General features: G+C 65.9%; 18 protein-coding genes. 8 read left to right on the forward strand and 10 right to left on the reverse strand.

The window, feature by feature from the left end:
• Positions 1 to 34: 34 nt before the first annotated feature.
• Together ASG84_RS24855 and ASG84_RS24860 are read left to right on the forward strand one after the other, a co-directional pair.
• On the forward strand, positions 35 to 337 hold the full coding sequence (locus ASG84_RS24855) for a DUF6802 family protein (protein ID WP_327213132.1): 303 nt from the start codon (positions 35 to 37) through the stop codon (positions 335 to 337).
• Positions 338 to 646: 309 nt separating this feature from the next.
• Complete coding sequence (locus tag ASG84_RS24860) at positions 647 to 2,476, forward strand: phosphoenolpyruvate carboxykinase (GTP) (protein WP_057479631.1); 1,830 nt, start codon at positions 647 to 649, stop codon at positions 2,474 to 2,476.
• Between the two features lie 57 nt (positions 2,477 to 2,533).
• Here ASG84_RS24860 and ASG84_RS24865 read toward each other — a convergent pair whose 3' ends face one another.
• Together ASG84_RS24865 and ASG84_RS24870 are read right to left on the reverse strand one after the other, a co-directional pair.
• On the reverse strand, positions 2,534 to 3,412 hold the full coding sequence (locus tag ASG84_RS24865) for an ROK family protein (RefSeq protein WP_057479632.1): 879 nt from the start codon (positions 3,410 to 3,412) through the stop codon (positions 2,534 to 2,536).
• A gap of 9 nt (positions 3,413 to 3,421) precedes the next feature.
• On the reverse strand, positions 3,422 to 4,192 hold the full coding sequence (locus ASG84_RS24870) for a class I SAM-dependent methyltransferase (RefSeq protein WP_235581834.1): 771 nt from the start codon (positions 4,190 to 4,192) through the stop codon (positions 3,422 to 3,424).
• A 70-nt stretch (positions 4,193 to 4,262) separates the two neighbouring features.
• On the opposite strand from ASG84_RS24870, the gene ASG84_RS24875 reads away from it, so the two are divergent.
• The gene (locus ASG84_RS24875; RefSeq protein WP_057479634.1) at positions 4,263 to 5,477 is read left to right on the forward strand and encodes a glycosyltransferase family 4 protein; all 1,215 of its coding nucleotides are present in this window, start codon (positions 4,263 to 4,265) and stop codon (positions 5,475 to 5,477) included.
• On the opposite strand, the gene ASG84_RS24880 is transcribed toward ASG84_RS24875, so the two are convergent.
• A complete protein-coding gene (locus tag ASG84_RS24880) occupies positions 5,424 to 7,160 on the reverse strand; it encodes a hypothetical protein (RefSeq protein WP_057479635.1) in 1,737 nt (578 codons plus the stop codon). The genes ASG84_RS24875 and ASG84_RS24880 overlap by 54 nt on opposite strands.
• Positions 7,161 to 7,185: 25 nt before the next feature.
• Between ASG84_RS24880 and ASG84_RS24885 the strand changes: the two genes are divergently transcribed.
• Positions 7,186 to 8,397, forward strand: coding sequence for a lipopolysaccharide biosynthesis protein (locus ASG84_RS24885; protein ID WP_200936678.1), 1,212 nt, complete (start codon positions 7,186 to 7,188; stop codon positions 8,395 to 8,397).
• Between the two features lie 51 nt (positions 8,398 to 8,448).
• Here ASG84_RS24885 and ASG84_RS24890 read toward each other — a convergent pair whose 3' ends face one another.
• Positions 8,449 to 8,892 (reverse strand): hypothetical protein, encoded by a 444-nt coding sequence (locus ASG84_RS24890; RefSeq protein WP_057479636.1) that lies wholly within the window; start codon positions 8,890 to 8,892, stop codon positions 8,449 to 8,451.
• A 111-nt stretch (positions 8,893 to 9,003) separates the two neighbouring features.
• The gene (locus ASG84_RS24895; protein ID WP_057479637.1) at positions 9,004 to 10,137 is read right to left on the reverse strand and encodes a DUF3068 domain-containing protein; all 1,134 of its coding nucleotides are present in this window, start codon (positions 10,135 to 10,137) and stop codon (positions 9,004 to 9,006) included.
• Between the two features lie 168 nt (positions 10,138 to 10,305).
• Here ASG84_RS24895 and ASG84_RS24900 point away from each other — a divergent pair, with 168 nt between their 5' ends.
• Positions 10,306 to 11,454 carry an acyltransferase family protein gene (locus ASG84_RS24900; RefSeq protein WP_057479732.1) on the forward strand — a complete coding sequence of 383 codons (1,149 nt, stop codon included), beginning with the start codon at positions 10,306 to 10,308 and terminating at the stop codon, positions 11,452 to 11,454.
• Here the strand turns inward: ASG84_RS24900 and ASG84_RS24905 are convergent.
• The 3 genes from ASG84_RS24905 to ASG84_RS24910 form a co-directional block, all read right to left on the reverse strand.
• Complete coding sequence (locus ASG84_RS24905) at positions 11,432 to 15,679, reverse strand: alpha-(1->3)-arabinofuranosyltransferase domain-containing protein (RefSeq protein ID WP_057479638.1); 4,248 nt, start codon at positions 15,677 to 15,679, stop codon at positions 11,432 to 11,434. The two genes, ASG84_RS24900 and ASG84_RS24905, sit on opposite strands and share 23 nt — an antisense overlap.
• 22 nt (positions 15,680 to 15,701) lie before the next feature.
• Positions 15,702 to 15,872 (reverse strand): DUF2613 domain-containing protein, encoded by a 171-nt coding sequence (locus ASG84_RS27240; RefSeq protein WP_080730504.1) that lies wholly within the window; start codon positions 15,870 to 15,872, stop codon positions 15,702 to 15,704.
• 103 nt (positions 15,873 to 15,975) lie between these two features.
• Positions 15,976 to 16,443 (reverse strand): universal stress protein, encoded by a 468-nt coding sequence (locus ASG84_RS24910; RefSeq protein ID WP_057479639.1) that lies wholly within the window; start codon positions 16,441 to 16,443, stop codon positions 15,976 to 15,978.
• Between the two features lie 153 nt (positions 16,444 to 16,596).
• Between ASG84_RS24910 and ASG84_RS24915 the strand changes: the two genes are divergently transcribed.
• Both ASG84_RS24915 and ASG84_RS24920 read left to right on the forward strand, forming a co-directional pair.
• The gene (locus ASG84_RS24915) at positions 16,597 to 17,772 is read left to right on the forward strand and encodes a glycoside hydrolase family 3 N-terminal domain-containing protein (protein ID WP_057479640.1); all 1,176 of its coding nucleotides are present in this window, start codon (positions 16,597 to 16,599) and stop codon (positions 17,770 to 17,772) included.
• A gap of 62 nt (positions 17,773 to 17,834) precedes the next feature.
• Positions 17,835 to 18,455, forward strand: a complete 621-nt coding sequence (locus ASG84_RS24920) for a TetR/AcrR family transcriptional regulator (RefSeq protein WP_057479641.1) — start codon at positions 17,835 to 17,837, stop codon at positions 18,453 to 18,455.
• Positions 18,456 to 18,575: 120 nt separating this feature from the next.
• Here the strand turns inward: ASG84_RS24920 and ASG84_RS24925 are convergent, their stop codons facing one another.
• Both ASG84_RS24925 and ASG84_RS24930 read right to left on the reverse strand, forming a co-directional pair.
• Positions 18,576 to 19,433: a MaoC/PaaZ C-terminal domain-containing protein gene (locus ASG84_RS24925; RefSeq protein ID WP_032405280.1), complete on the reverse strand. Its 858-nt coding sequence runs from the start codon at positions 19,431 to 19,433 to the stop codon at positions 18,576 to 18,578.
• The gene (locus ASG84_RS24930; protein ID WP_057479733.1) at positions 19,430 to 20,776 is read right to left on the reverse strand and encodes a 3-oxoacyl-ACP reductase; all 1,347 of its coding nucleotides are present in this window, start codon (positions 20,774 to 20,776) and stop codon (positions 19,430 to 19,432) included. The genes ASG84_RS24925 and ASG84_RS24930 overlap by 4 nt, the downstream gene beginning before the upstream one ends.
• Before the next feature lie 143 nt (positions 20,777 to 20,919).
• Here ASG84_RS24930 and ASG84_RS24935 point away from each other — a divergent pair, with 143 nt between their 5' ends.
• A complete protein-coding gene (locus tag ASG84_RS24935) occupies positions 20,920 to 22,218 on the forward strand; it encodes an acetyl-CoA C-acetyltransferase (RefSeq protein WP_057479642.1) in 1,299 nt (432 codons plus the stop codon).
• The last annotated feature ends 21 nt before the right edge of the window (positions 22,219 to 22,239 follow it).

Raw genomic sequence — 22,239 nt, forward strand, 5'->3', positions numbered from 1 at the left:
GTGCAGTGTCGGTCGAACCAGGTGAGGGGTGTCGATGATCGCGGTGGATGGCTTCGCGGCGGAAGTAGTTCCCACGGATGACGTGGCGCAACACGAGTTCGATGCGGACGCGCCCGTCGTCGCGGCTGACCTCTTGGATCTCGACGGCGACGGTCACTACGAGACCACCGTGCGGCATACCGATGCCGGGATCACGGTGGCGACCGACGTCGACGGGGACGGTGTGACAGACAAGTTCACCGCCTTCGGACGTGACGGCCACTACCGAAGCTGGGAGATTTTTCGCGAAGCGAACGGTATTGGTCGGGGCGAAATGTCCGAATCAGGAGAGCTGTAGCGAGAAAGCGGGGACGCGGTATCGCCCCTGCTCGAGGGCTTCTTGCGCAGATCTTTCCCAATCTGAATCGGTCTTGTGACCAATCGGACAACACCCTGTTTCTGGATTCGCGTCGCTCGGCGTTAACCTGATGAACAGGACATCCGGCGCTCGGTCCTCGGCTTGCCGTACCCAGTAACATGGTGTACTGCAGCTCGAACGGTCGAGCAGCGCCCCGCCGAGAGGGGAAAACCGAGATCTACTCGTGCGTGCTTGCCCACAGCGATCGTGCGAATTCTTCCCGGTTCCGGCTAACCCCAGGAGAGTTAGATGACCTCAGCGACCATTCCCGGTTTGAGCGGCACCGACAGCGTGCCGACTCGACACAAAGAACTGCTTGCCTGGGTTGCTCAGGTAGCCGAACTGACCGAACCGGACTCCGTGGTGTTCGCTGACGGATCCGACGCCGAATGGGAGCGCCTGACCGACAAGCTGGTCGAGGCAGGCACCTTCACTCGTCTCAACGACGAGAAGAAGCCCAACTCGTTCCTCGGCAACTCCGATCCGTCGGACGTCGCCCGTGTCGAATCGCGCACGTACATCTGTTCCAAGGAAGAGATCGACGCCGGTCCCACCAACAACTGGATGGACCCGTCCGAGATGCGGACGCTGATGACCGATCTCTACCGCGGTTGCATGCGCGGACGCACCATGTACGTCGTTCCCTTCTGCATGGGCCCGCTCGACGCTGCGGATCCGAAGCTGGGCGTCGAGCTCACCGATTCCGAGTACGTCGTCATCTCCATGCGCGTGATGACCCGCATGGGCCAGGCTGCGTTGGACAAGATCGGCGAGGACGGGTTCTACGTCAAGGCGCTGCACTCGCTCGGCGCACCGCTCGCCGAAGGCCAGGCCGACGTGCCGTGGCCGTGCAACGACACCAAATACATCACGCACTTCCCCGAGGATCGCGAGATCTGGAGCTACGGATCCGGCTACGGCGGCAACGCTCTGCTGGGCAAGAAGTGCTACTCGCTGCGCATCGCCTCGGCGATGGCCCACGACGAGGGCTGGCTCGCCGAGCACATGCTGATCCTCAAGCTGATCTCGCCCGAGGACAAGGCCTACTACATTGCGGCGGCCTTCCCGTCCGCATGTGGCAAGACCAACCTCGCGATGATTCAGCCGACCATTCCGGGCTGGCGCGCAGAGACCATCGGCGACGACATCGCGTGGATGCGATTCGGTGAGGACGGTCGTCTCTACGCCGTCAACCCCGAGTTCGGTTTCTTCGGTGTCGCGCCCGGCACCAACTGGGACTCGAACCCGAATGCGATGAAGACCATCGATCAGGGCAACTCCGTCTTCACCAACGTCGGCATGACCGACGACGGAGACGTGTGGTGGGAGGGCCTCGAAGGCAAGCCCGATCACCTGATCGACTGGAAGGGCAACGACTGGACCCCCGAGTCCGGAACCGATGCCGCACATCCCAATTCGCGTTACTGCGTACCGATGGCGCAGTGCCCGTCCATGGCTCCGGAGTGGGACGACCCCAAGGGTGTGCCGATTTCGGCGATTCTCTTCGGTGGACGTCGCAAGACCACCGTTCCGCTGGTGACCGAGGCTCGCGATTGGCAGCACGGAGTGTTCATGGGAGCCACCGTCGGCTCCGAGCAGACCGCCGCCGCCGAGGGCACCGTCGGCACCGTCCGACGCGACCCGATGGCAATGTTGCCGTTCCTCGGTTACAACGTGGGCGATTACTTCCAGCACTGGATCGACCTCGGCAAGAACGCCGACGAGTCCAAGCTGCCGAAGGTGTTCTACGTCAACTGGTTCCGCCGCGGCGACGACAAGCGCTTCCTGTGGCCCGGATTCGGTGAGAACTCGCGTGTGCTCAAGTGGATCGTCGAGCGCATCGAGCACAAGGCAGCGGGCGTCGAAACACCGATCGGCGTGGTCCCCACCGCCGAGGCACTCGACATCGACGGTCTCGACACCACCGTCGACGACGTGGCCGAGGCACTCGCGGTGAACACCGAGGAGTGGAAGGCCGAGATCCCGCTGATCCAGGAGTGGTTCGACTTCGTCGGCGAGAAGCTGCCCACCGGAATTCAGGACGAATTCGACGCCCTGAAGCAGCGTTTGGGCGCGTAGTATTCACGACACGGAACGGGGCTCACCGAGGGGTGGGCCCCGTTCTGGCTGTGTGGGTCAGGCAGTGAGTGCGGCTGCCCCGGCCAGGGTTCCCAGGCCACCGAGCGCCGCGGGCACCACCTGTAGACCGTCGAGAAATTTCAACCGCGCGTGTAGTGCGATCGACTCTCGAATCGGGTCCCACAGCGGCGGGCCGGCCTGAGCGAAGCCGCCGCCGATCACCACCATGCGTACATCGGTCAGTGCGACGGCCGACGCAATGGCCTGACCGAGCGCGACTCCGGCTCGTTGCAGCGCGGTGATGGCGCGCGTTTCGCCCGCGGCGGCGTCTGCGGCCAATTCGACACCAGTGCTCCCCGGCCACCCCTGTTCGCGCGCCCACCGCACCGCCGAGGGCCCACTCGACACCGTTTCGACGCACCCGATTCCGCCGCACGCACAGGGCGTCGTCGAACCGGGAACGACGATGTGGCCGATGTGCCCGGCGTTGCCGCTGGCCCCGGCGACGATCTTTCCGCCCAGCACCAACCCACCGCCGATGCCGGTCGACACCACCAGGCTCAGCACGTCGGGCACACCCACGGCAGCACCGAAGCGGTACTCGCCCAGAGCCGCTGCGCTGCCGTCCATCGCCAGCCGTATGTCGGCGTCGGGAAGCACGGCGGAGATGTGATCGCGTAGACCGAAGCCGTTCTTCCACTCCTCGATGTTGATCGGTGCGACCGATCCGGTCTCGAGGTTCACCGGCCCGGAACAGGCGACGCCGATGCGGTCGATGTGCTGTCCAGGAGCGATCTTCCGAAGCAGCGAAGCGCATGCCCGCCACACTCCGGACTCCGGGGTCGACGTCGTCACCGGGTTCTGCGGCCGACCGTCCTCGCCGACGAGTGCCGCTGTCATCTTGGTGCCGCCGATGTCGAGCGCGAGTGCCGTCATCGGCCCAGACTATCCAGTTGGTTTCAGAACGAGGACGAGGTTGCTGCCCAAGAACTCGCGGAGTATCGGAACGCGCATCATCCACCATGCCCAGCGCGGGTGATAGCGCGGAAAAGCCGCCAGTAACGTTGCGTTGGGAGTGCTTCGCGCCCAACGTAATCCGTCGGAGGCGCTGATGTCGAACAGTGATTCGCCGAAGCGATTCTTCGGTTCGTGTCCGGTGGTGCGAGCGTAGCGGCGGGCCGCGTATTCGCCGCCGAGGTAGTGCCACGGGCGGGTCTCGTGACCGCCGAACGGGCCGAACCAGATGGTGTACGAAAGCACTGTCAGGCCGCCGGGCTTGGTGACACGGAGCATCTCCTCGGCCATGGTCCAGGGCTCGCGGACGTGTTCGGCGACGTTGGACGAGAAGCAGATGTCGACACTGTCGTCGCGAAAGGGCAGTGCCATACCGGAGCCGCGTACCGAACCGGGGATCTGCAGTCCCGCCGCGTGCATCTCGGATGCGTCGGGTTCGACGGGCAGGTAGCGCGCACAACTCGCGCCGAACACCTCGGCGAAGTAGCCGGGGCCGCCGCCGACGTCCAATACCGTCGCTGCGGACATGTCGGTGCCCGTCAGGCCTCGGTACAGGTCGCCGATCAGCTCGACGGAATCACGCGCCAAAGCCCCGTAGAAGATGTCCGGAGCGCTCTGTTCGTGGCCGAAGTCCTTCAGCAGACTCACCGAACGGCGCAAGGTCGCGCGGGAGGCGAACAGACGTGTCACGGCGGAAGTCACGAAAACGAACCCTAGCGGTTACTGTGGCAGCGGTAATCGACGAGCATGCGGAAATTGGGTGAAGCGAGCTGTGCGCGAGGTTCTGTTGCTGTGCTGGCGCGATACCGGGCACCCGCAGGGCGGCGGCAGTGAGCGTTACCTCGAGCAGGTCGGCGCAGGTCTGGCTCGACGCGGCGTACGCGTCACGCTGAGGACGGCGTCGTACCCCGGAGCTCCCGCCGAGGAGATCGTCGACGGCATTCGCATCAGCCGCGGTGGTGGCCGCCTGTCGGTGTATCCCCGCGCATTGGCCGCCATCGCAGCCGGGCGACTCGGTTTCGGCCCGCTCAAGGGCATCGCGCCTGACGCGGTGATCGACACCCAGAACGGCATTCCTTTCTTCTCGCGCGCAGCACTCGGCGTTCCGGTGACCCTGCTTGTGCACCACTGCCACCGTGAGCAATGGCCGGTCGCCGGCCCGATGATGGCCAAGCTCGGCTGGTGGCTCGAATCGACGGTTTCTCCCCGAGTGCACCGTCGCAATCAGTACCTGACGGTGTCCCTGCCGTCTGCGGACGAGCTGATCGCGCTCGGCGTCGACCGCGAGCGCATCGCTGTGGTCCGCAACGGAGCCGACGAGATCCCGCAGTCGGTGCCGGAGGGCGACGAGAGCACCCGCACCGCGCACCCGTCGCTCACCGTGTTGTCCAGGTTGGTTCCGCACAAGCAGATCGACGACGCTCTCGACGTCGTCGCGGCGCTGCGAGGCCGAGTCCCCGACATCCACCTCGACGTCATCGGTGGCGGCTGGTGGGAGCAGAACCTCCGCGACTACGTGAGTGAACTGGGGATCGAGCAGTACGTCACCTTCCACGGCCACGTCGACGAGGAGCGCAAGCACGAGTTGCTCGGCCGTTCGTGGGTGCACGTCATGCCCTCGCGTAAGGAGGGCTGGGGTCTCGCAGTCGTCGAAGCCGCTCAACACGGCGTGCCGACCGTCGGCTACCGAAGTTCCAAGGGCCTCACCGATTCGGTCATCGACGGCGTGACCGGCATTCTGGTGGGCGGACAGTCGGTCGACGACCGGGACGTCTCCGGCCTCACCCAGGCCGTCTCGGAGCTGCTGCAGGACGCCGAAGCTCGCACTCGCCTGGGCGAGAAAGCGCGTGTGCGCGCGGGTGAGTTCTCGTGGGAACAGTGCGCGGACGGTGTGTACTCGGTGCTCGACGCGACGACGCGTGGAACGTGGTCGTCAGGGCTGGTGGGTGCGCCGCACTCGGAATCGGCCCAGCAGTCCTACCGCTAGTCCCCCGAGAAGCAGCAGTGCCCACGCGAGGTGGGCGACGACGACGGCCGTGTTCGAGCGGCTCTGGATGATTATTGGATCGGACACCCGATAGAGCGTGAGCTGCTCGTCCGAGTACACGGCATCCAACCGGTTCAGCGTCCGCGCGGAGTCGCCGAGCTCACCGGGGGTGGTGTTCTCCACCAACACCCACCCGACGCCCAATTCTGCGAGTGTCTCCGCGGATTCGCCTGCGAGCAAAGCATTCTGGACTTCGGTGGCCCGGGTTCCCTCGCCCCGCACCGTGCCGCCCGCGACGATGAGCTCGCCGGTCTGTAACACGTCCAGTGGCAGCATCCGCGGTGCCGGATCGAGAACCGGCGCAGTGCCGCTGTAGGGGAAGCGGCGAAACATGCCGGCCGGTAGAACTGCGACATCGCCTGTGCTGCCCTGCAATTGCGCTGCGACCGCCTGCCAGGACGCCGGGTACGTCACGGGCCGCATCGAGTTCCCGACGCCCCAGGCCAGGTCGGGTAATGCGATCAGCAGGGCCACAATCGCGACGGCGCTGCCGAATCGGGTGCGCTGAACCGCGCTCAGCGCGGTTGGCTGCACCGGATTCGGTCGACGCCGGGGAGTAAACGCGGCCGCGGCGGCCAACGCGTAGATCGGCATCGCCAGGGCCACCCACTTCTGAGAGTCGCGGAGCAGTCCAGCACCGGGAACGGTCTCACCCAGTGCGCGAGCCATCGCGAGGCCCGGTCCCGTCGCAGCCAGTGCGGGAACGAATACGGCAAGCAGCGCAACAACACCGAGTCCCAGAATCACCGGATTCCTTCGACGCCTGACCAACGGGCGCACCCCCAACGCAACCACGGTCAGCAGCAGCGCCGTGCCCACGAACGCGAAAATGCCGGTACGAGAAGCGGGTACAGCATCGGAATTCCAGATCCCGCCGAGGCCGGCCAGGGAGCCGAGCGTGCCGAGGCCCGGCTCCGCACGAGCCGCGAACGCTGCCCACCCGGCCGGATCCGCCTGCTCGACGCCACTGCCGGACACGGCTGTTGCCACCAGCCACGGCGCCGACGCCACCGCCGCCAGCAGAAGGGCCGTGACCACGCGCAGTCCGCGTCGGGCACCCCCGGGGAGCGCAAGAATCACCAGGGCGACGGTTGCAGCAAGCAGCGCGCCGGTGGGGGTGAGGCCGGCGGCGGCTGAGCAGACGGCAAGGGCCCACCAGGAACGACCCTGCCTGACCGCGAGTGCGGCAACCACGGTCCAGGGGAGGGCGGCGTACCCGACGAGCAGACTCCAATGTCCCTGCAGCAGACGCTCGGCGACGTACGGGTTCCACATCGCCACGGTCGACGCGACGAGCAGCGCCGGCAGCGGAGCCGTCGGTAACACCGCACGAGCCATGACCGCCGCGCCCCAGCCGGCCAGCCACAATGCGAGCAGCAGGATTGTCTTGACGACCAGGCCACCGTCGAACACCGTCGTCAATGCTGCGATTGCGGCGTCCTGCGGGACGGCTCGCGCGGCCGCGTCGGCGATTCCCCACGCGGAGTCGGTGAAGTAGGAACGGGGAGTGCTGACGGCGTCGCGCAGCAAGAGGTAGCCGGGGCCGAGAAGAGGCCCGAGAATCACCAGTGCGAGCAGCAGAGAGTAGAGCGGTGGCGTCCACCTCGACCTCGACCGCGCCATGCTCGGCACCCTATACCGTGGGCTCATGTCTTTCCGCGCCTCGTCCGAGGCAGACCACACCGCGGGTGCGTCGGCCGCCGGGATGGGGATGGTGACGGCCGGTTCGATGTTCGCGAACGTGGCGGCGTATCTGCTGCAGGTGCTCGCGAGCCGGATGCTCGGCGTCGAGGGGTACGGCGAGTTCGCGAGTCTGCTTGCTGCGCAACTGGTTCTCGCAGTCCCGGCGTTGGCGTTGCAGTCCGTCGTTGCGCGTGAAGTGGTGCGCGGGCGCAGTTCTCGAGAGTTGCGGACCGTCGGGTATCGGTGTGCAGCGGTCGTGGGTGTGCTGGCGGTGGCGCTCGCTCCCGCACTGTCCGCGGCCATGAATGTCTCGATGACAGCAACCGTGTCCGCGGTCATCGCGGCACCGGTGCTGGTGCTGCTGGCCGCCGAACAAGGATTGTTGCAGGGGCGGGGGCGTTTCGGCGCTCTGAGTCTCGTGCTGGCTGCGGCCGGTTTCGGCAAGGTGGTGCCCGCAGTGGTGGTGCTCGCACTCGGCGGCGGACCCGGTTCGGTCCTGCTGGCCACGGCGGCCGGAATCGGCGCGGTGGCCATCGGTGCGCGGTGGACCGCAGGCGTGCCGGAGAACTCGGTGTCGGAAACCAAGGTCACCGTCCTGGCCGTACTGCAGGCATCGCAGGTGCAATTGGTGCTCATCGCGATGTCGGCGCTGGACCTGGTCCTTGCGCGCACTCTGCTCAGCAGCAACGAGGCCGGGCTGTACGCCGTCGGTGCCGTCGCGTCGAAAGCGGCGTTCTGGTTGCCGCAGGCCGTGGGGGTGGTGCTGTATCCGCGGATGGCGAACCCCGCGCATTCTGCGGCCGCGGTGCGCTCGGCCCTGGCCGTCGTCGCCGGTCTGGGCACGGTGCTGGTGATCGGCGGGGCACTGGCGTCGCCGTTGCTGCCGTTGGTGGTCGGCGATACGTATTCCGGTGTGCAGAACTATGTCTGGCTGTTCGTGCTGCAGGGCGCATGCCTGGCCGTATTGCAGAGCGCGCTGCTGTGGGCCATCGCGGGTGAGCGCACCCACCTTGCCTTCGTCGCCTGGTTCGCCCTCGCGGCGGAGGTGTTGCTGTTGGTGTTCGTGGCCTCGACGCTGGCGCAGTTCGTCACCGTCGCCGCGGTCACCGCTGCAGTGACGATGGTCGTCGTGTGCGGATTGGTGTTGTGGGGCAACCGCGTCACGGCATCGTCGTGACATCACCGCTGCCACCCGATGATGTCGACTGCCGGTCATCTCGGTGATCGGTCACGAGATGTGTACGGCACCGTCGGCCCGCCGTGTGCGATGTCCCCACACCAGCAAGCCTGTTCGTAGATCTTCCTGCCAAATCGAAAGGCACACGGCCACAATGGAATCAGGAGAATCCATCGGATAGCCGGAAAAGTCGTCCTCGGATCGAGGAAGCTGCAACGTCATCGCGAACGTAGTCGGATTCTCTGCCCAACGAAAATAGACGCAGACCTGATCCTGCTCGACGTGGACGCGGATGGGGCGAAACCTGCTGGCGACTCGTCCGCGAACCCGCACCCTCCGAATCAGACTTCGCGCGGTAGCGGCCGCAGGCGTCGGGAGACTTTCTGTGTCCGCACCGGTGATGTGGAGACGCCATCCGCCATCGGCCTCGGTATTCGGGTCGCGGATGGCGGCGGTCTCGAAGAATGGACCCACGGCCTCGAGATGCGCTGCCACAGCAGAGGATGTCCCCACACAGACGAGTGGCGTGGTTGCGTGCCCTCACGGGCACTCAACCACGCCACTGTCATCTGGGTCGTTCCGCAGGCTTCACTCCTGCGCAGGCATTTACTCCTTGTTGAGGTTCGTCCTCGGAATCTCTTCCGTGCGATCCGTCGTCCAATCACGGTTGCTCGAAGGAGCGGGAGCAGCTCCGCCGGCGGGGTTCGGTCGCGGAGCATTGTCGACCCGTGCGGGCTGACGGTGTCCACCGGTTCCGCCGCGCAGGAGCAAGAACACTCCGGCGATCAGCGAGATGACACCGAGGATGCCGGCAACGATCGGAACGGTGCGGCCGAAGAGCGAGAGCTTGTCCTGGCCGTCCTTGGCCTGCTGGATCTGGTATTCGACGGTGTTCTCGTCGAAGGTGATCGGTGCGTTGAGCACGTCGACCTCGGGCTGGCCTGCCTCACGTGCGTAGTACTGGTGAATCTGCTCTTCGCCCTTGACGACGACACCGGTCTCGGGCTCGACGTACAGGGTGCGGGTGTTCTCGTACCAGCGGGTCATCGTCACCGGCGCAGCGCCGCCTTCGACGCCCCAGGTGTCGGCGGGCAGGGTCACCTTGTTGGTCGGCAGGTTGACCACCGTCGACAGGTCCACCGGGCCGACGGTCTGCTGGTACTGGTACACCGGCGTGCCGTTGATCTCGGTGGCCTCGACGAAGTCGATGTCCTTGGACGCACGAGCGTTGACGTCGAAGTACGGGTAGCTCTTCTGCTCGGAGTTGAACGGGAACTTGTACTGCAGACCGGTGTGCGCAACTTCCTCGGCGGGCTTGTCGCCGGCCACCTGGATGGTGCCGATCGGGCTCTCGACGGGCATCGAGGTCACGCGATCGATGGTGACGCGGTCGACGCTGGCGGTCAACAGTCCGGTGTCGGCCTGCTTGTCGCTACGTCGCAGGGTCTGACCGGCCTGCAGCGTCATGATGTCTGCGTCGGCGGGATCCTCGACGGTGACGAATCGCTGGGAGACGAGCGGAACGTTCTGGTCGACGACCGCGCGACCGGCGGCGAGGGAGCTGGCGTTGAGCACACTGCCTTCGCCGGTGGAGACGGTGGTGACCTCGAGGTCCAATGGCGTCTTCTCGAGTGCCGAGACCGTATAGGTCGGAATGAGGATGGCGGCGACCACCAGAAATGCACCCAAGCCGATGAGTACAAGAGCCAATATCCGGCTCGGCCCTGAGCGCTCCGCCATGCTGATTCTCCTTGTTCGACCGCTTCACTGGAAGACACCGCAGGCGGGACCTACGTTCGCCCCCGACCCGATGCCCGATTTCTTACGACACGTCGCAGGTGACAGTAACAGTCGACAGTGGTGCCGGTCTCGTCCACGCCGGTTCGACACGGCACACTCGAGGGCACCATGAGTCAATCCACAGAACCGGCATCCGTCGTGCCGTTGCGCGGTTTCGTCCCTGCACTCGAGGGAATGCGCGCGCTGGCCGCGATCGGCATCGTCGTCACACACGTCGCGTTCCAGACCGGTGCGGCCAATTCGCCGCTCATGGGACGTATCTGGGGCAGGTTCGATCTCACGGTGGCGATCTTCTTCGCGCTCTCGGGATTCCTGCTGTGGCGTCCCCATGCCGCGCAGGCGCGCGGACTCGAGCAGGCTCAGCCCACTCGCCGGTACTTCTGGTCGCGTGCCGTGCGGATCCTGCCCGCCTACTGGGTGGTCACAGTGCTGGTGCTGCTGTTCCTGCCGCACGCGGGCGGGGACTACCGGGTGTGGTTGGCCAATCTCTCGCTCACGCAGGTGTTCGTACCGTTGACGCTGACCGAGGGTATGACACAGATGTGGTCGCTGTCGGTGGAAGTGGCCTTCTATCTGTTACTGCCGGTGTTCGCGTGGCTGATGGTCCGATTGCGCGGGGCCTCGGCCCGGCACCGAATCTCGGTACTGCTCAGTGCATCCGCGCTGACGCTGTCGTGGGCGTTCCTGCCGATCACGACCGCCGATGCCATTCACCACGACAACTGGCTGCCCGGGTACCTCCCCTGGTTCGCAGCCGGGATGGTGTTGGCCGAGGTATCCGTCGGACCGCAGACCTGGGTGCATCGGTGGGCTCGGCGCAGATGGGTGATGCCGTCGATCGCCGTGACGGCCTTCGTACTGTCGGTTACTCCACTGGCGGGCCCGCAGGGATTGGTTCGGCCCGAGCCGTGGCAGTTCGAGCTCAAGATCGTCTTCGGTGCGGTTCTCGCATTCGCGATGCTCTCGCCCCTGGTACTCGCCGACACCGGCCGCAGGCACCGAGTGTTCGAGCATCCGGTGATGCTCACGCTGGGTCGTTGGTCGTACGGAATCTTCATCTGGCACTTGGCTGTTCTCGCGGTGGTGTTCCCGGTGTTCGGCATCGTTCCGTTCTCGGGCGGAATGTGGTTCGTGCTGACGGTGACACTTGCGCTGTCGATTCCGGTGGCCGCGGCCAGTTACGCACTGGTCGAAGAACCTGCTCGACGGCGATTCGCTCCGAAGAAGAAACCTCTCACGGTCGCCGTATCGCACTGATAGCAAGCGCGACGATCCCGATCAGCGCTGCGAGCTGAACTCCGTAGGATCCGCCCACGTACCCGTCGGGCGATCGCCATGGACCGAGCGACAGTAACGCAGGGCCGAGCATCGCGAATCCGCCTGCGATGCAGACCAATACACGTGACGACAGGGCGCGATCGAAACGGCGATCCAGATACACCGCACCTACTCCGATCACCGCGACAGTGATTGCGCCCGCAATTCCGGCCAGTACGGTCGTCGCCGCGAGCAGCGCCACGAATGCGACTGTGGTACCGCGCCACGTGCGCGGCGGCGGGCCCGGATTCGAGACTGTGCGGGGCGCGCGGATCGCCGCGATCAGCAACGGGATCAACAGCAGTAGCCCACCGAAGATGCCCAGTCGATACCAGCGGTCGGTGGTGAAATCCAACGAGACCGTGCCCGACGCCCCCGCCGGAACCATCCAGGCCTGCTGCCAGCCGTCGACCACCACAGGAGAGAGTTCGACGCCACCGGGCATCGTTGCGTGCCAGCCGATGTTGTTGCTCTCCGGGATCACCAACAGTCGATCCTCGTCCCGCGAGGTGAGCGTCACCTCGCGGTGATCGGGGCTCCAGGCCGTGGTCCTCGCCGCCTGTGGTGCCGAGCTTTTCGGCCAATCGGCCGGAACAGGCATGGTGCGCAGTCGAATACCGTCGACGAAGAACGACGCTCCAGGCTCCACCACCACGTCCTGACGGCCCTCGGGCAGTGACACCGGGTTGACGAAGTTCTCGTTCACCGGGGTGGCGGCGTCGCACACCGACGCCTTCAGCGGCTCACCGGTGCGGAATCGGTCGGCGGTCGCGGTCACCGACGTGCGCACCGTCTGCCCGGCAATGGAGACGAGGGGACCGTTGAAACAGTCCACCGTGATCTCACGGTCGCCGTCGTACGGGGCACCGATCGGCTCGCCGGCGGACAGCGGAGTGACCTCGGCAAATCCGGGTGGTTGAGATTGGATGAAGCCCAACGAGTTTCGATCCAAGACGCCGTCCCAGTCCACGATGGACAGCACGATCCTGTCGGTCACCTGCGGTGCCAGCTCGAGTGTCGTCGAACCGTCGGTGTCGACGTCGCGGACCATCGGGCCGTTGCCGAGGTTGACCGCGACCCGGGTGGGGTGGGCCGGTAGTGCGCCGAGGCTGGGGCTGAGCTCGATCCCGTCGACCATTGTGGGAGAGGGCAATTGGATGGTCAGAGTGGGATTGGTGCCGGCACGGTCGGTGATCGACTTCTCCGGTGCGGCCCATGAGGTGCGCGGGTCACCGTCGGTGGCGGCGAAAGCCGAACCCTCCAGGTCTGCGACGTCCGATGCCCCGCTGGCCAGCGGTCGACCCGGCTGAGCCAGCAGTGCCTCGAGCTCGGGTGACTGCCGTGTACGTACCGTCAGATCGGGGATGACCGCGGTACCCATCGGCACCTCGATCGTGCGCGAGAAACGCCCGAGTTCCTCCGGAGCTTTGGACAATCCACTGCTGCAACGGATTCGATCGTCGGTGTCGAGGCATCCCGAGCGCCCGGGAAATTCCTGGCCGAGTTCCCACGCGTCGACGCGTGCCCCGTCCGGAGTGTCCGGCAACACGGCACGGTGCACGATCGGCACCGGGGTCGGGTTGTCTCGATCGGAATAGTCGTCCACCGAGACCTCGCTGATGCCGAATTGGCTTCCGCGGGTTCCGTCGACCGTGGACTTGGCGGTGATGCGCAGCCACGGCGTTTCGCCGCCCGGCAAGGACACCGTCATCGGGTCCCCGGGCTTGTCGACCCGAGCCGCCGTGGAACCGTTCGGGGTGGTGACCTCGACCCATTTCACCGGGTCGCCGATCGTCCCGGGGCTGGTGCGCAGGTGCAGCAGACCGCCGCGGACCGGGGTGTCGAAGTCCAACTGAAGCCATTGCCCCACAGCGCGTTCGATGCCGTTGCTGATCCAACTGGTGGCCAGATCTCCGTCCACTGCCGCCGCGACACCGCTACCGGGGGCGCTGCCACCGATCTGCGTTGCGTCCGATGCCGAGCTCGACGCCGTCAGCGTCGCACCCTCCCACTCGGCGTCCACGGTCTCCGCCCCGTACACCGGGTAGTCGGGAACCTCGTTCAGTGATCGCCGAGGCTCGTCCGCGGCCCGCAGTGCGGAGTTGTGATTGTCGACCTGGCCGAAGTCCGTCTCGCGGTTCATCGGGGTGTCCGTCACCGTCACCGCGTCCACGGGTAGGCCGGCGGCCGCTGCGTCCGACGCCAGCAAGGTCGGACCGGCGGGCACAGGAAGGCGAATCCCGTTGTTGCGCAGTTCGTTCGAGCGCAGAATCGACTCCGGTCCGCCCTGTACCACCGGGACTCGATCGAGATCGACCGTGTAAGGGCCCGACGCGGGGGTATCGGCCGCGCCGTTCACCGAATAGATCTCGACAGCGGGATACGGTGGCCGCAGATCACCGTCGAGCACAACGCCGTCGACCTGACCGGGAGCGACGTCCTCGCCGAACTGGGCCACTCGGTCCAGCCCCGGCGAATCGTCGAGCACCTGGTGCACCGATGCCGGACGGGTGGACCGAGAATTCTCTGGGTCGAGGTCGTTGCGTACGACGACGTAGCTGATGCCCTGCCCTTGGAGGGTGTCGGCCAGTCCGCTGGACGGACGCCCGTCCGCAAAGAGTCGCTGCACGGAATCGAGGGCGCGAATTGCTCCGGGCGGGGTCAGCGGCACGGCGTCGCGGACTGCCCACGGCGTCGTGGCGAGAGCCTGCAACGGCTCGTCGCGGGTCAGTCCCCAGGTCTGCAAGGCGAACGGTGCACCGGGCACGATCAGGGCACGCTGCGCATCGGACCCGTCGGGACTCGACCCGGACGCGTGGGCGGTGAGCCAGTCCGCGGCGTCGTGCCAGTACTGCGGAACGGCCTCGTAAGCTCCGCGAGGCGCGAGCTTGCCCGTCCACGCCAGCGAGGTGGAGAGCGCCAGCGCCACGAGTGCGAGGGCGGTCACAGCCACCATCGGCTGCTTTTCCGGATGCGCGACGGCCGATCGCCACTGCGGCCGCGGCACCGACCCGGGCAGCGGAACGCGGCCCAACAGGTGAGCCAAGCCCAGTACCAACGGGATTCGAATGACCGGCTCGAGTTTGTGAATGTTGCGGAGAGGCGCGCCGGCCGAATCGAGGAACACTCGCACTGTTGCCGCGAACGGACCGTCCAGATCGCCGACGAACCCGGCACCGAGCCCGACGAGACCGACGAACAACATGATCGTCAGCCGTCCTCGGGCGGGCATCGATCGCATCGCCAACCCAGCGATTCCGGCGGCCGCGATCAAACCCGTTGCGATGACGGCGGCAGGCTGGGTCACCAGAACGGCACCGGCGACGCGCTCGGGTGAGACGAACGGCGTCCAACTACCGGTGCCGCGCAACACTTCCGTCAACGACGTCCACTGGGTGGTGGTGCCCGAGGACTCTATGTAGTCGAGAAATGGTGGAGAGACCCTGCCCAGCAACAGCAGTGGAACAATCCACCACAGCGTTGCGAGCACGAGGAAGCCGGCCCACCAGGAACCGAACACGAGCCAGCGCTTGTTCGGCCGATGGGACAACATCCAGATCACGGCCACCAGAACTGCGGCAGCGGTCGCGACTGCATTGACCGAACCCATGAGCGCCACGGCGAGTGCCGATTGCGCCGCCGATCGCCGAACCGTGTATCGCTCGGACTCTGTGTTCAGGCAACGAACGATGGGGATGAGCACCCATGGCGCGAGCATCATCGGCATCGTCTCGGACGAGATCGACGCGAGGGTGGTGATCACTCGCGGAGACAGAACGAATGCAGTTGCCGCGATCAGGCGAGAAGTGCGGCTGCCGATGCCGAGGGCCTCGGCGAGTCGGACGAGGCCCCAGAACCCGGCGATGAGCAGCAGTGCCCACCAGATGCGCTGCGTGATCCACGGAGGGATGGAGAGAAGGTCACCGCCGGCGAAGAACGCTCCGTGTGGGAAGAAGTAGCCGTAGGCCTGGTTCTGCACCTGGCCCAAAGGTGCCGCACTGTTCCACTGATGCGAGGCACGTGCGAGAAATCCGAGGGGGTTCTGCGCCAGGTCGTATTTGGTGTCGGCGACGGTGAAGCCGGGGACCTGCAGAAAAGTGAGAAGAAATGCCAGAGCCGAGACGCCGAGAAGCCATTTACGGCCGAGCGGCTCGGCCGAGATCATCGATCCACGAATGCGACCAGCGTCAGCGGCTGCCGTACTCAACCTGGTTCAGCAAGGACGAGTCGGCGTTTCCGGTGCGATCGATATCCGGACGAGAGTTGTCGGCTGCAGCGGCGGTGACTCCGAAGACGACGCCTGCACCCAGTACGGCTCCGACGACGGCGGCAATGACACCCGGGACAGCGAACTTCATCTCGGTTCTCCAGTCAGTCGGCTCACGGATCGAACAGGTGAGGTGGACCCCCACGCGGGCATCACGGTATCACTCGAACCCGCCGAACAAGCCGCCGGACGCTCTACTTGCCGGGGGGAACGATCAGGACGGGGCGATGACTGTGTCGCAGCACGTGTTCGGCCACCGAACTCTGCAGTAGTGCACGCAGCCCGGTGGTACCGCGGGTGCCGGTGACGATGATGTCGACGTCCATCTCGTCGGCTTTCTCGACGATCGCGCTCCAGATGGCGGCGGAGCATTCGGTGCACTGACCTTCCACCTTCAGGCCTGCGGCCTCGGCCAGCGCGACGCCCTCACTGTTGGTGACTTTCGCGTCGGTGAGCGCAACGTCCTCGGCCTCGTCGTCGGGCACCCATTCGGGCTGCATGACGCCGGACAGGCCGGACATTCGAGCTGCTTGACGAACCATCGGTTCCCACGCCGTGACAACGATCGCGCGGGAGGTGGTGAGAAACCGTCCCGCATAGTCGATGGCTCGTTTGGCGTTGTCGGAGCCGTCGTAGGCAATCAGGATGAGGTCTGCGGTCATGGTCGAGCTCCTCCTCATGTCGCTTTCGCCCAGATTACCCCGCCCCCTCCCCGGATCAATGTGGGTTTCAGTCGGTCAGAGTGCAACAAAGGGACATTGATCCGGACCGGAGGGGCGGCGGCGATACGGACGATCTCGGCTACCGTCGCTTCCATGCGACTTCGGTTTTCTGTTCGGTCCGCAGCGGTGATGACGGTCGGTGTGGGGTTGTTGGTCTCGTGCTCGAGCGAGTCGACCCCGGTTGCGTCGACGCAGGCAGCGCCCCCTGCTTCTACGACGACGGCAGCGGACACGACTGTCGCGCAACCTCTGCCGCCCGTCGACGGTTGCATCGCCTTCGTCGACGGTTTGACCGAGCGGCAGCGCTTGGCCCAACTGCTCACTGTCGGAGTTACCGGGACGCAGGATGCGGTCCAGATCATGTCCACCGAACAGGTGGGTGGCATCTTCGTCGGCAGTTGGACCGACGAGTCGATGCTCGCCAATCGGGAGGTACCGCAGGTGCTCGACGCGTCCGCGGTGGCTCCGATGGTCACGATCGACGAGGAGGGCGGGCGGGTTTCTCGGGTCGCGGATCTGCTGGGGGAGGCACCGTCGGCGCGGGTCTTGGCACAGACGATGACGGTGGACGAGGCGTATCAGGAGGCGTTGACGCGTGGCCGGGGCCTGAAGGATCTGGGGGTCACCGTCGATTTCGCTCCGGTGGTCGATGTGAGTGCACAGCCCGATGATTCCGTCATCGGCGATCGGTCGTTCTCCGACGACCCGCAGGTTGTCGTCGAGTACGCGGGGGCGTATGCGCGCGGCCTGGAAGATGCGGGAGTCAAGCCTGTCATCAAGCACTTTCCCGGGCACGGCTCGGGCTCGGGCGATTCGCACACCGGTGCCGTCACCACTCCGTCGCTCGACGAGTTGAAGACCGCGGATCTGCTGCCGTTCGCGGCGCTGAACACCACCGGAGTCGGCGTCATGGTCGGTCATCTGGACGTGCCAGGACTGACCGACCCCGGAGTCCCCGCCAGCATCAGCCCGGCGGCGATGGCCTTGCTGCGCGACGGCGTCGGATATGGGGCAGCTCCGTTCGACGGTCCGATTTTCACCGACGATCTCAGCGGCATGGCGGCGATCACGGCGCGGCTCGGAATCGTCGACGCGGTGGAGGCGGCATTGGTTGCGGGTGCCGATGTGGCGCTGTGGCTCACTACCGATCAGGTGCCCGCGGTGCTGGACAATCTCGAGGACGCGGTCGCAACGGGACGCCTGCCGGCAGCTCAGGTGGACGATGCCGCAGCGACGGTGGCCCGGTTCAAGGGGGCGTGCGGAGCCTGATTGGGCGCTACTGGACCTTACTGTGGAGTAACGTCTAGTACTTCGTACGTATTGGAGGATCCATGGCTGGCGGCACCAAGAGATTGCCCCGCGCCGTCCGTGAGCAGCAGATGCTCGACGCGGCGGTGGATGTGTTCTCCGACAACGGTTTTCACGAGACATCGATGGATTCGATCGCCAAGAAGGCGGCCATCTCCAAACCGATGCTGTATTTGTACTACGGGTCGAAGGACGAGCTGTTCGCCGCGTGCATCCATCGCGAGGGCGTCAAATTCGTCGAAGCCCTGACTCCGGCCGCAGACCCGACTCTGACCCCGCGCGAGCAGTTGCGCAAAGCGCTGATCGGCTTCCTAGGATTCGTCGGTGAAAACCGGAAGTCGTGGATGGTGCTCTACCGTCAGGCCATCGGCCAGCAGGCGTTTGCCTCGCAGGTACAGAGCAGCCGAGACCGGTTGATCGAATTGACAGCGGGTTTGCTGGCAATGAGCACCAGGGACCCGGATCAGTCACATAATTTCGGGCTCATGGCCGTAGCGTTGGTCGGTGCAGGCGAGGCCGTGGCCGACAGGGTGGCGGGCGGCGAGATCGAGGTCGACGCGGCTGCGGACCTGTTGGAAAATCTGGCCTGGCGCGGCCTGGCCGGCAAGAAAACCGCCGCGACGGAGTCGGCCGTCACGACCTAGCGCTTCGGAACCAGCGCCCCCGAACTCGAAGTTATGGACGAAAATCCGAGGAAATTCGTCCACAACTTCGAGCTGGGCGCAGGAGTGGAGCCTGCGGAACGACCCGAGTTCGAGCAGTCGCTACCGCAGGGTTCCCGTCAGATGCGGGTAGCCCTTCTTCGGGTTCTTCAGCGACAGGTCCCATCCCGTACCGACGGCATCGGCGTAGGCGTTGATCGTCGCGGGCAGGATGATCGGCTTGCCGAAGCGGATGCTGTAGTTCACGGCCTCCGGGATTCGGCCCTCGACGGTCTGCAGTACTGCTGCCGCACTCCACATTCCGTGCGCGATGGTCTTCGGGAATCCGAATGCCTTTGCGCCGAGCGAGGATACGTGGATCGGGTTGCGGTCTCCGGAGATCGCCGCGTACCGGCTGATGATCCGCTGATCGACGCGCAGGGTGCGGGTCGGGGGCGGCGGAACCTCGTCGGCAGGCGGTGTTTCACGAGGTCCACCCGATAGCGAGGTCTTCTGCAGGCTCAGGAAGCTGGAGGTCTGCTTCCAGACCAGCTCGCGTCCTACCTTGACCTCGCTGATCAGATCTACCAGCAACCCCTTGCGGTGCTCGCGCAGGTTCTCCGCGTGCACTCGGATGTCCAGTGGCTCCGACGCCGAGATGCCGCGGAACTGCTCGATGACGTTCTCGGCGTGTACCGATCCGATGGCTGCGAACGGAAAGCCCTTGGAGACCATCAGTTTCATCACCGTCGGGAAGACGAGCGTGAACGGGTAGGTCACCGGCAGCTGATCGCCGAAGCGCAGCCCGGTCGCGCGGCAGTACCCGGCGAGGTTGTCGGGGTCCACTCGCAGACCCTTGAGTTCGTACACCGTGCTGGGCACCGAAGATGATCTGGATCCGAAGAACGGCAGTGCTCCGAGCGCAGCCGAGGTGTAGATGTCGGATGTCTTCGGCTGCGCGGTGAGCGTGACGGTGCTCATGCGCCGAGCAGGCTCTGGCCGCACACGCGTACGACCTGGCCGGTGACGGCGTTGGATGCGGGAGATGCGAAGTACGAGACCAACTCTGCGACGTCGACGGTCTCGCCGCCCTGCAGCAGCGAGCTCATGCGTCGTCCGGCCTCGCGGGTGGCGAACGGGATCGCCGCGGTCATCGCGGTCTCGATGAAGCCGGGCGCAACGGCGTTGATCGTGATGTTCTTCTTCGCCAGCACCGGTGCCGAGGCGTGCACCAGGCCGATGACGCCGGCCTTGGAGGTGCCGTAGTTGGTCTGGCCACGGTTGCCCGCAATGCCGGCGATCGAGGAGACGTCGACGACGCGGCCGCCGTCCTTGAGTGCGCCGGATGCGACAAGCTCGTCGGTGATGCGCTGCGGCGCAGCAAGGTTGACGCCGATGACCGAGTTCCAGCGGGCGTCGTCCATGTTGGCGAGAGTCTTGTCGCGGGTGATGCCGGCGTTGTGCACGATGATGTCGGCACCGCCGTGACGCTCGAGCAGGTGCTTCGAGAGGACCTCGCCGGCGTCGGGGGAGGTGACGTCGAGTGCGAGCGAGGTACCGCCGACCTTGTTGGCCGTCTGCGAGAGTGCTTCTCCGGCAGCGGGAATGTCGGCTGCGATGACGGTGGCTCCGTCGCGGGCGAGGACCTCGGCGATGGTGGCACCGATGCCGCGGGCAGCGCCGGTGACGACGGCTACCTTGCCGGCGAGCGGCTTGTCCCACGAGGCCGGTGCCTGCGAGTCGGCGTCACCGACGGCGATCACCTGGCCGTCGACGAATGCGGACTTGGCCGAGAGCAGGAAGCGGAGGGTCGACTCCAGGCCGGAGAGGCCCGTCGACGCGTTGGGGGAGATGTAGACGAGCTGCGCCGTGGCGCCGCGCTTGACCTCTTTGCCGACGCTGCGCGTGAAGCCTTCGAGGGCGCGCTGAGCGATGTGCTCGTCGACGCTCGAGGTCTCCTCGGGGGTGGTGCCGATGACGACGACGCGAGCCGACGGTGCCAGGTTGCGGATGACCGGCTGGAAGAATTTGAAGAGCTGCTCGAGCTCGGCAACGTTGCCGATGCCGGTGGCGTCGAACACGAGTCCGCCGTGCTTGTCGTCGTGCGGCTGCGACTGCGGGTAGTCCGAGAGCAGCTCACGCAGGGGTTCGACGAGGCGGCCGCTGCCACCGATCAGGACCGGGCCGGCCAGTGCGGGCTCGCCTGCCTTGTAGCGACGCAGCTTCTCGGGCTGCGGCAGGCCTGCCTGCTTGGCGATGAAGGCTCCCGGCGCGGACGCGAGGAACGTTGAGTAGAGATCTGGGGCTCCCTTGGAGGCTGCCACTGTCGTACCTTTCATTCAGCGCTGCTCGCTCGAGGAGCGAGGCGCACGACCGGGTGTCGACAACCAACTTACTCGCCAGTAAGATGAAACTCCACCAGGGCCATTTCCCACAATGTTGGGGACCACGATGTTTGGAGACGTCAGTGACAAGCAAGCAGCTACGACCGGTCGCAATCGTCGGTGGCAACCGCATTCCGTTCGCGCGTTCGGACAAGAAGTACGCGCTGGCGTCCAACCAGGACATGCTCACTGCCACCATCGACGGTCTCGTATCGCGATTCGGTCTGCAGGGCGAGCGCCTCGGTCTCGTCGCCGCCGGTGCCGTGCTCAAGCATTCGCGCGATTTCAACCTCACCCGCGAGGTCGTTCTCGGTAGCGCGCTGAGCCCGTACACCCCGGCCTTCGACATCCAGCAGGCCTGTGGCACCGGCCTGCAGTCGATCATCGCCGTGGGCGACGCCATCGCGTCGGGCCGTATCGATGCCGGAATCGGTGGCGGCGTCGACACCACCTCCGACGCCCCGATCGGCGTCAACGACGAACTGCGTGAGTTTCTGCTCTCCCTGAACCGGGCCAAGAGCACCGGCGATCGCATCAAGCTCCTCGGCAACGTCCGTCCCGGCATGCTCGGCATCGAGATCCCGCGCAACGGCGAGCCACGCACCGGCTTGTCGATGGGCGACCACGCTGCCATCACCGCCAAGGAATTCGGCGTCCGCCGCGAGGACCAGGACGAACTGGCCGCAGCGAGCCACAAGAACATGGCAGCCGCCTACGACCGCGGTTTCTTCGACGATCTGGTGACGCCGTTCCTCGGCCTCACGCGCGACGACAACCTGCGTCCGGGATCGACCGTCGAGAAGCTGGCCACGCTCAAGCCGGTCTTCGGAACCAAGCTGGGCGACGCCACCATGACGGCCGGTAACTCGACGCCTCTCACCGACGGCGCGTCGGCTGCACTGCTGTCGAGCGACGAGTGGGCTGCCGAGCGCAACCTCCCGGTGCTCGCGCACCTGGTCGATTCCGAGACTGCAGCGGTCGATTACGTCCACGGCAACAGCTCGTTCAAGGACGGCCTGCTGATGGCTCCGACGTACGCGATTCCGCGTCTGCTCGCCCGTAACGGCCTCACGCTGCAGGACTTCGACTACTACGAGATCCACGAGGCGTTCGCCTCGGTGGTGCTCGCAACGCTGCAGGCGTTCGAGAGCGATGCGTACTGCAAGGAGCGTCTGGGACTGGACGGCGCGCTCGGTTCCATCGATCGCAGCAAGCTCAATGTCAACGGATCCTCGCTCGCCGCGGGCCACCCGTTCGCCGCGACCGGCGGCCGCATTGTCGCGTCGTTGGCGAAGATGCTGGCCGAGAAGGGCTCGGGCCGTGGCCTGATCTCGATCTGCGCGGCCGGTGGCCAGGGCGTCACGGCCATCATCGAACGCTGATCACTGCAGCTTCGGCTGCTC

Origin of the sequence: Rhodococcus sp. Leaf278 (genome assembly GCF_001426085.1) — a bacterium.
Lineage (GTDB): Bacteria > Actinomycetota > Actinomycetes > Mycobacteriales > Mycobacteriaceae > Rhodococcoides.

Bases quoted from the DNA above. Each gene is read 5' to 3' on its own strand.
- ASG84_RS24855 (WP_327213132.1), top strand. From the start codon at position 35: ATGATCGCGGTGGATGGCTTCGCGGCGGAAGTAGTTCCCACGGATGAC.
- ASG84_RS24860 (WP_057479631.1), top strand. From the start codon at position 647: ATGACCTCAGCGACCATTCCCGGTTTGAGCGGCACCGACAGCGTGCCG.
- ASG84_RS24865 (WP_057479632.1), bottom strand. From the start codon at position 3,412: ATGACGGCACTCGCGCTCGACATCGGCGGCACCAAGATGACAGCGGCA.
- ASG84_RS24880 (WP_057479635.1), bottom strand. From the start codon at position 7,160: ATGGCGCGGTCGAGGTCGAGGTGGACGCCACCGCTCTACTCTCTGCTG.
- ASG84_RS24885 (WP_200936678.1), top strand. From the start codon at position 7,186: ATGTCTTTCCGCGCCTCGTCCGAGGCAGACCACACCGCGGGTGCGTCG.
- ASG84_RS24895 (WP_057479637.1), bottom strand. From the start codon at position 10,137: ATGGCGGAGCGCTCAGGGCCGAGCCGGATATTGGCTCTTGTACTCATC.
- ASG84_RS24900 (WP_057479732.1), top strand. From the start codon at position 10,306: ATGAGTCAATCCACAGAACCGGCATCCGTCGTGCCGTTGCGCGGTTTC.
- ASG84_RS24905 (WP_057479638.1), bottom strand. From the start codon at position 15,679: ATGATCTCGGCCGAGCCGCTCGGCCGTAAATGGCTTCTCGGCGTCTCG.
- ASG84_RS27240 (WP_080730504.1), bottom strand. From the start codon at position 15,872: ATGAAGTTCGCTGTCCCGGGTGTCATTGCCGCCGTCGTCGGAGCCGTA.
- ASG84_RS24910 (WP_057479639.1), bottom strand. From the start codon at position 16,443: ATGACCGCAGACCTCATCCTGATTGCCTACGACGGCTCCGACAACGCC.
- ASG84_RS24915 (WP_057479640.1), top strand. From the start codon at position 16,597: ATGCGACTTCGGTTTTCTGTTCGGTCCGCAGCGGTGATGACGGTCGGT.
- ASG84_RS24920 (WP_057479641.1), top strand. From the start codon at position 17,835: ATGGCTGGCGGCACCAAGAGATTGCCCCGCGCCGTCCGTGAGCAGCAG.
- ASG84_RS24925 (WP_032405280.1), bottom strand. From the start codon at position 19,433: ATGAGCACCGTCACGCTCACCGCGCAGCCGAAGACATCCGACATCTAC.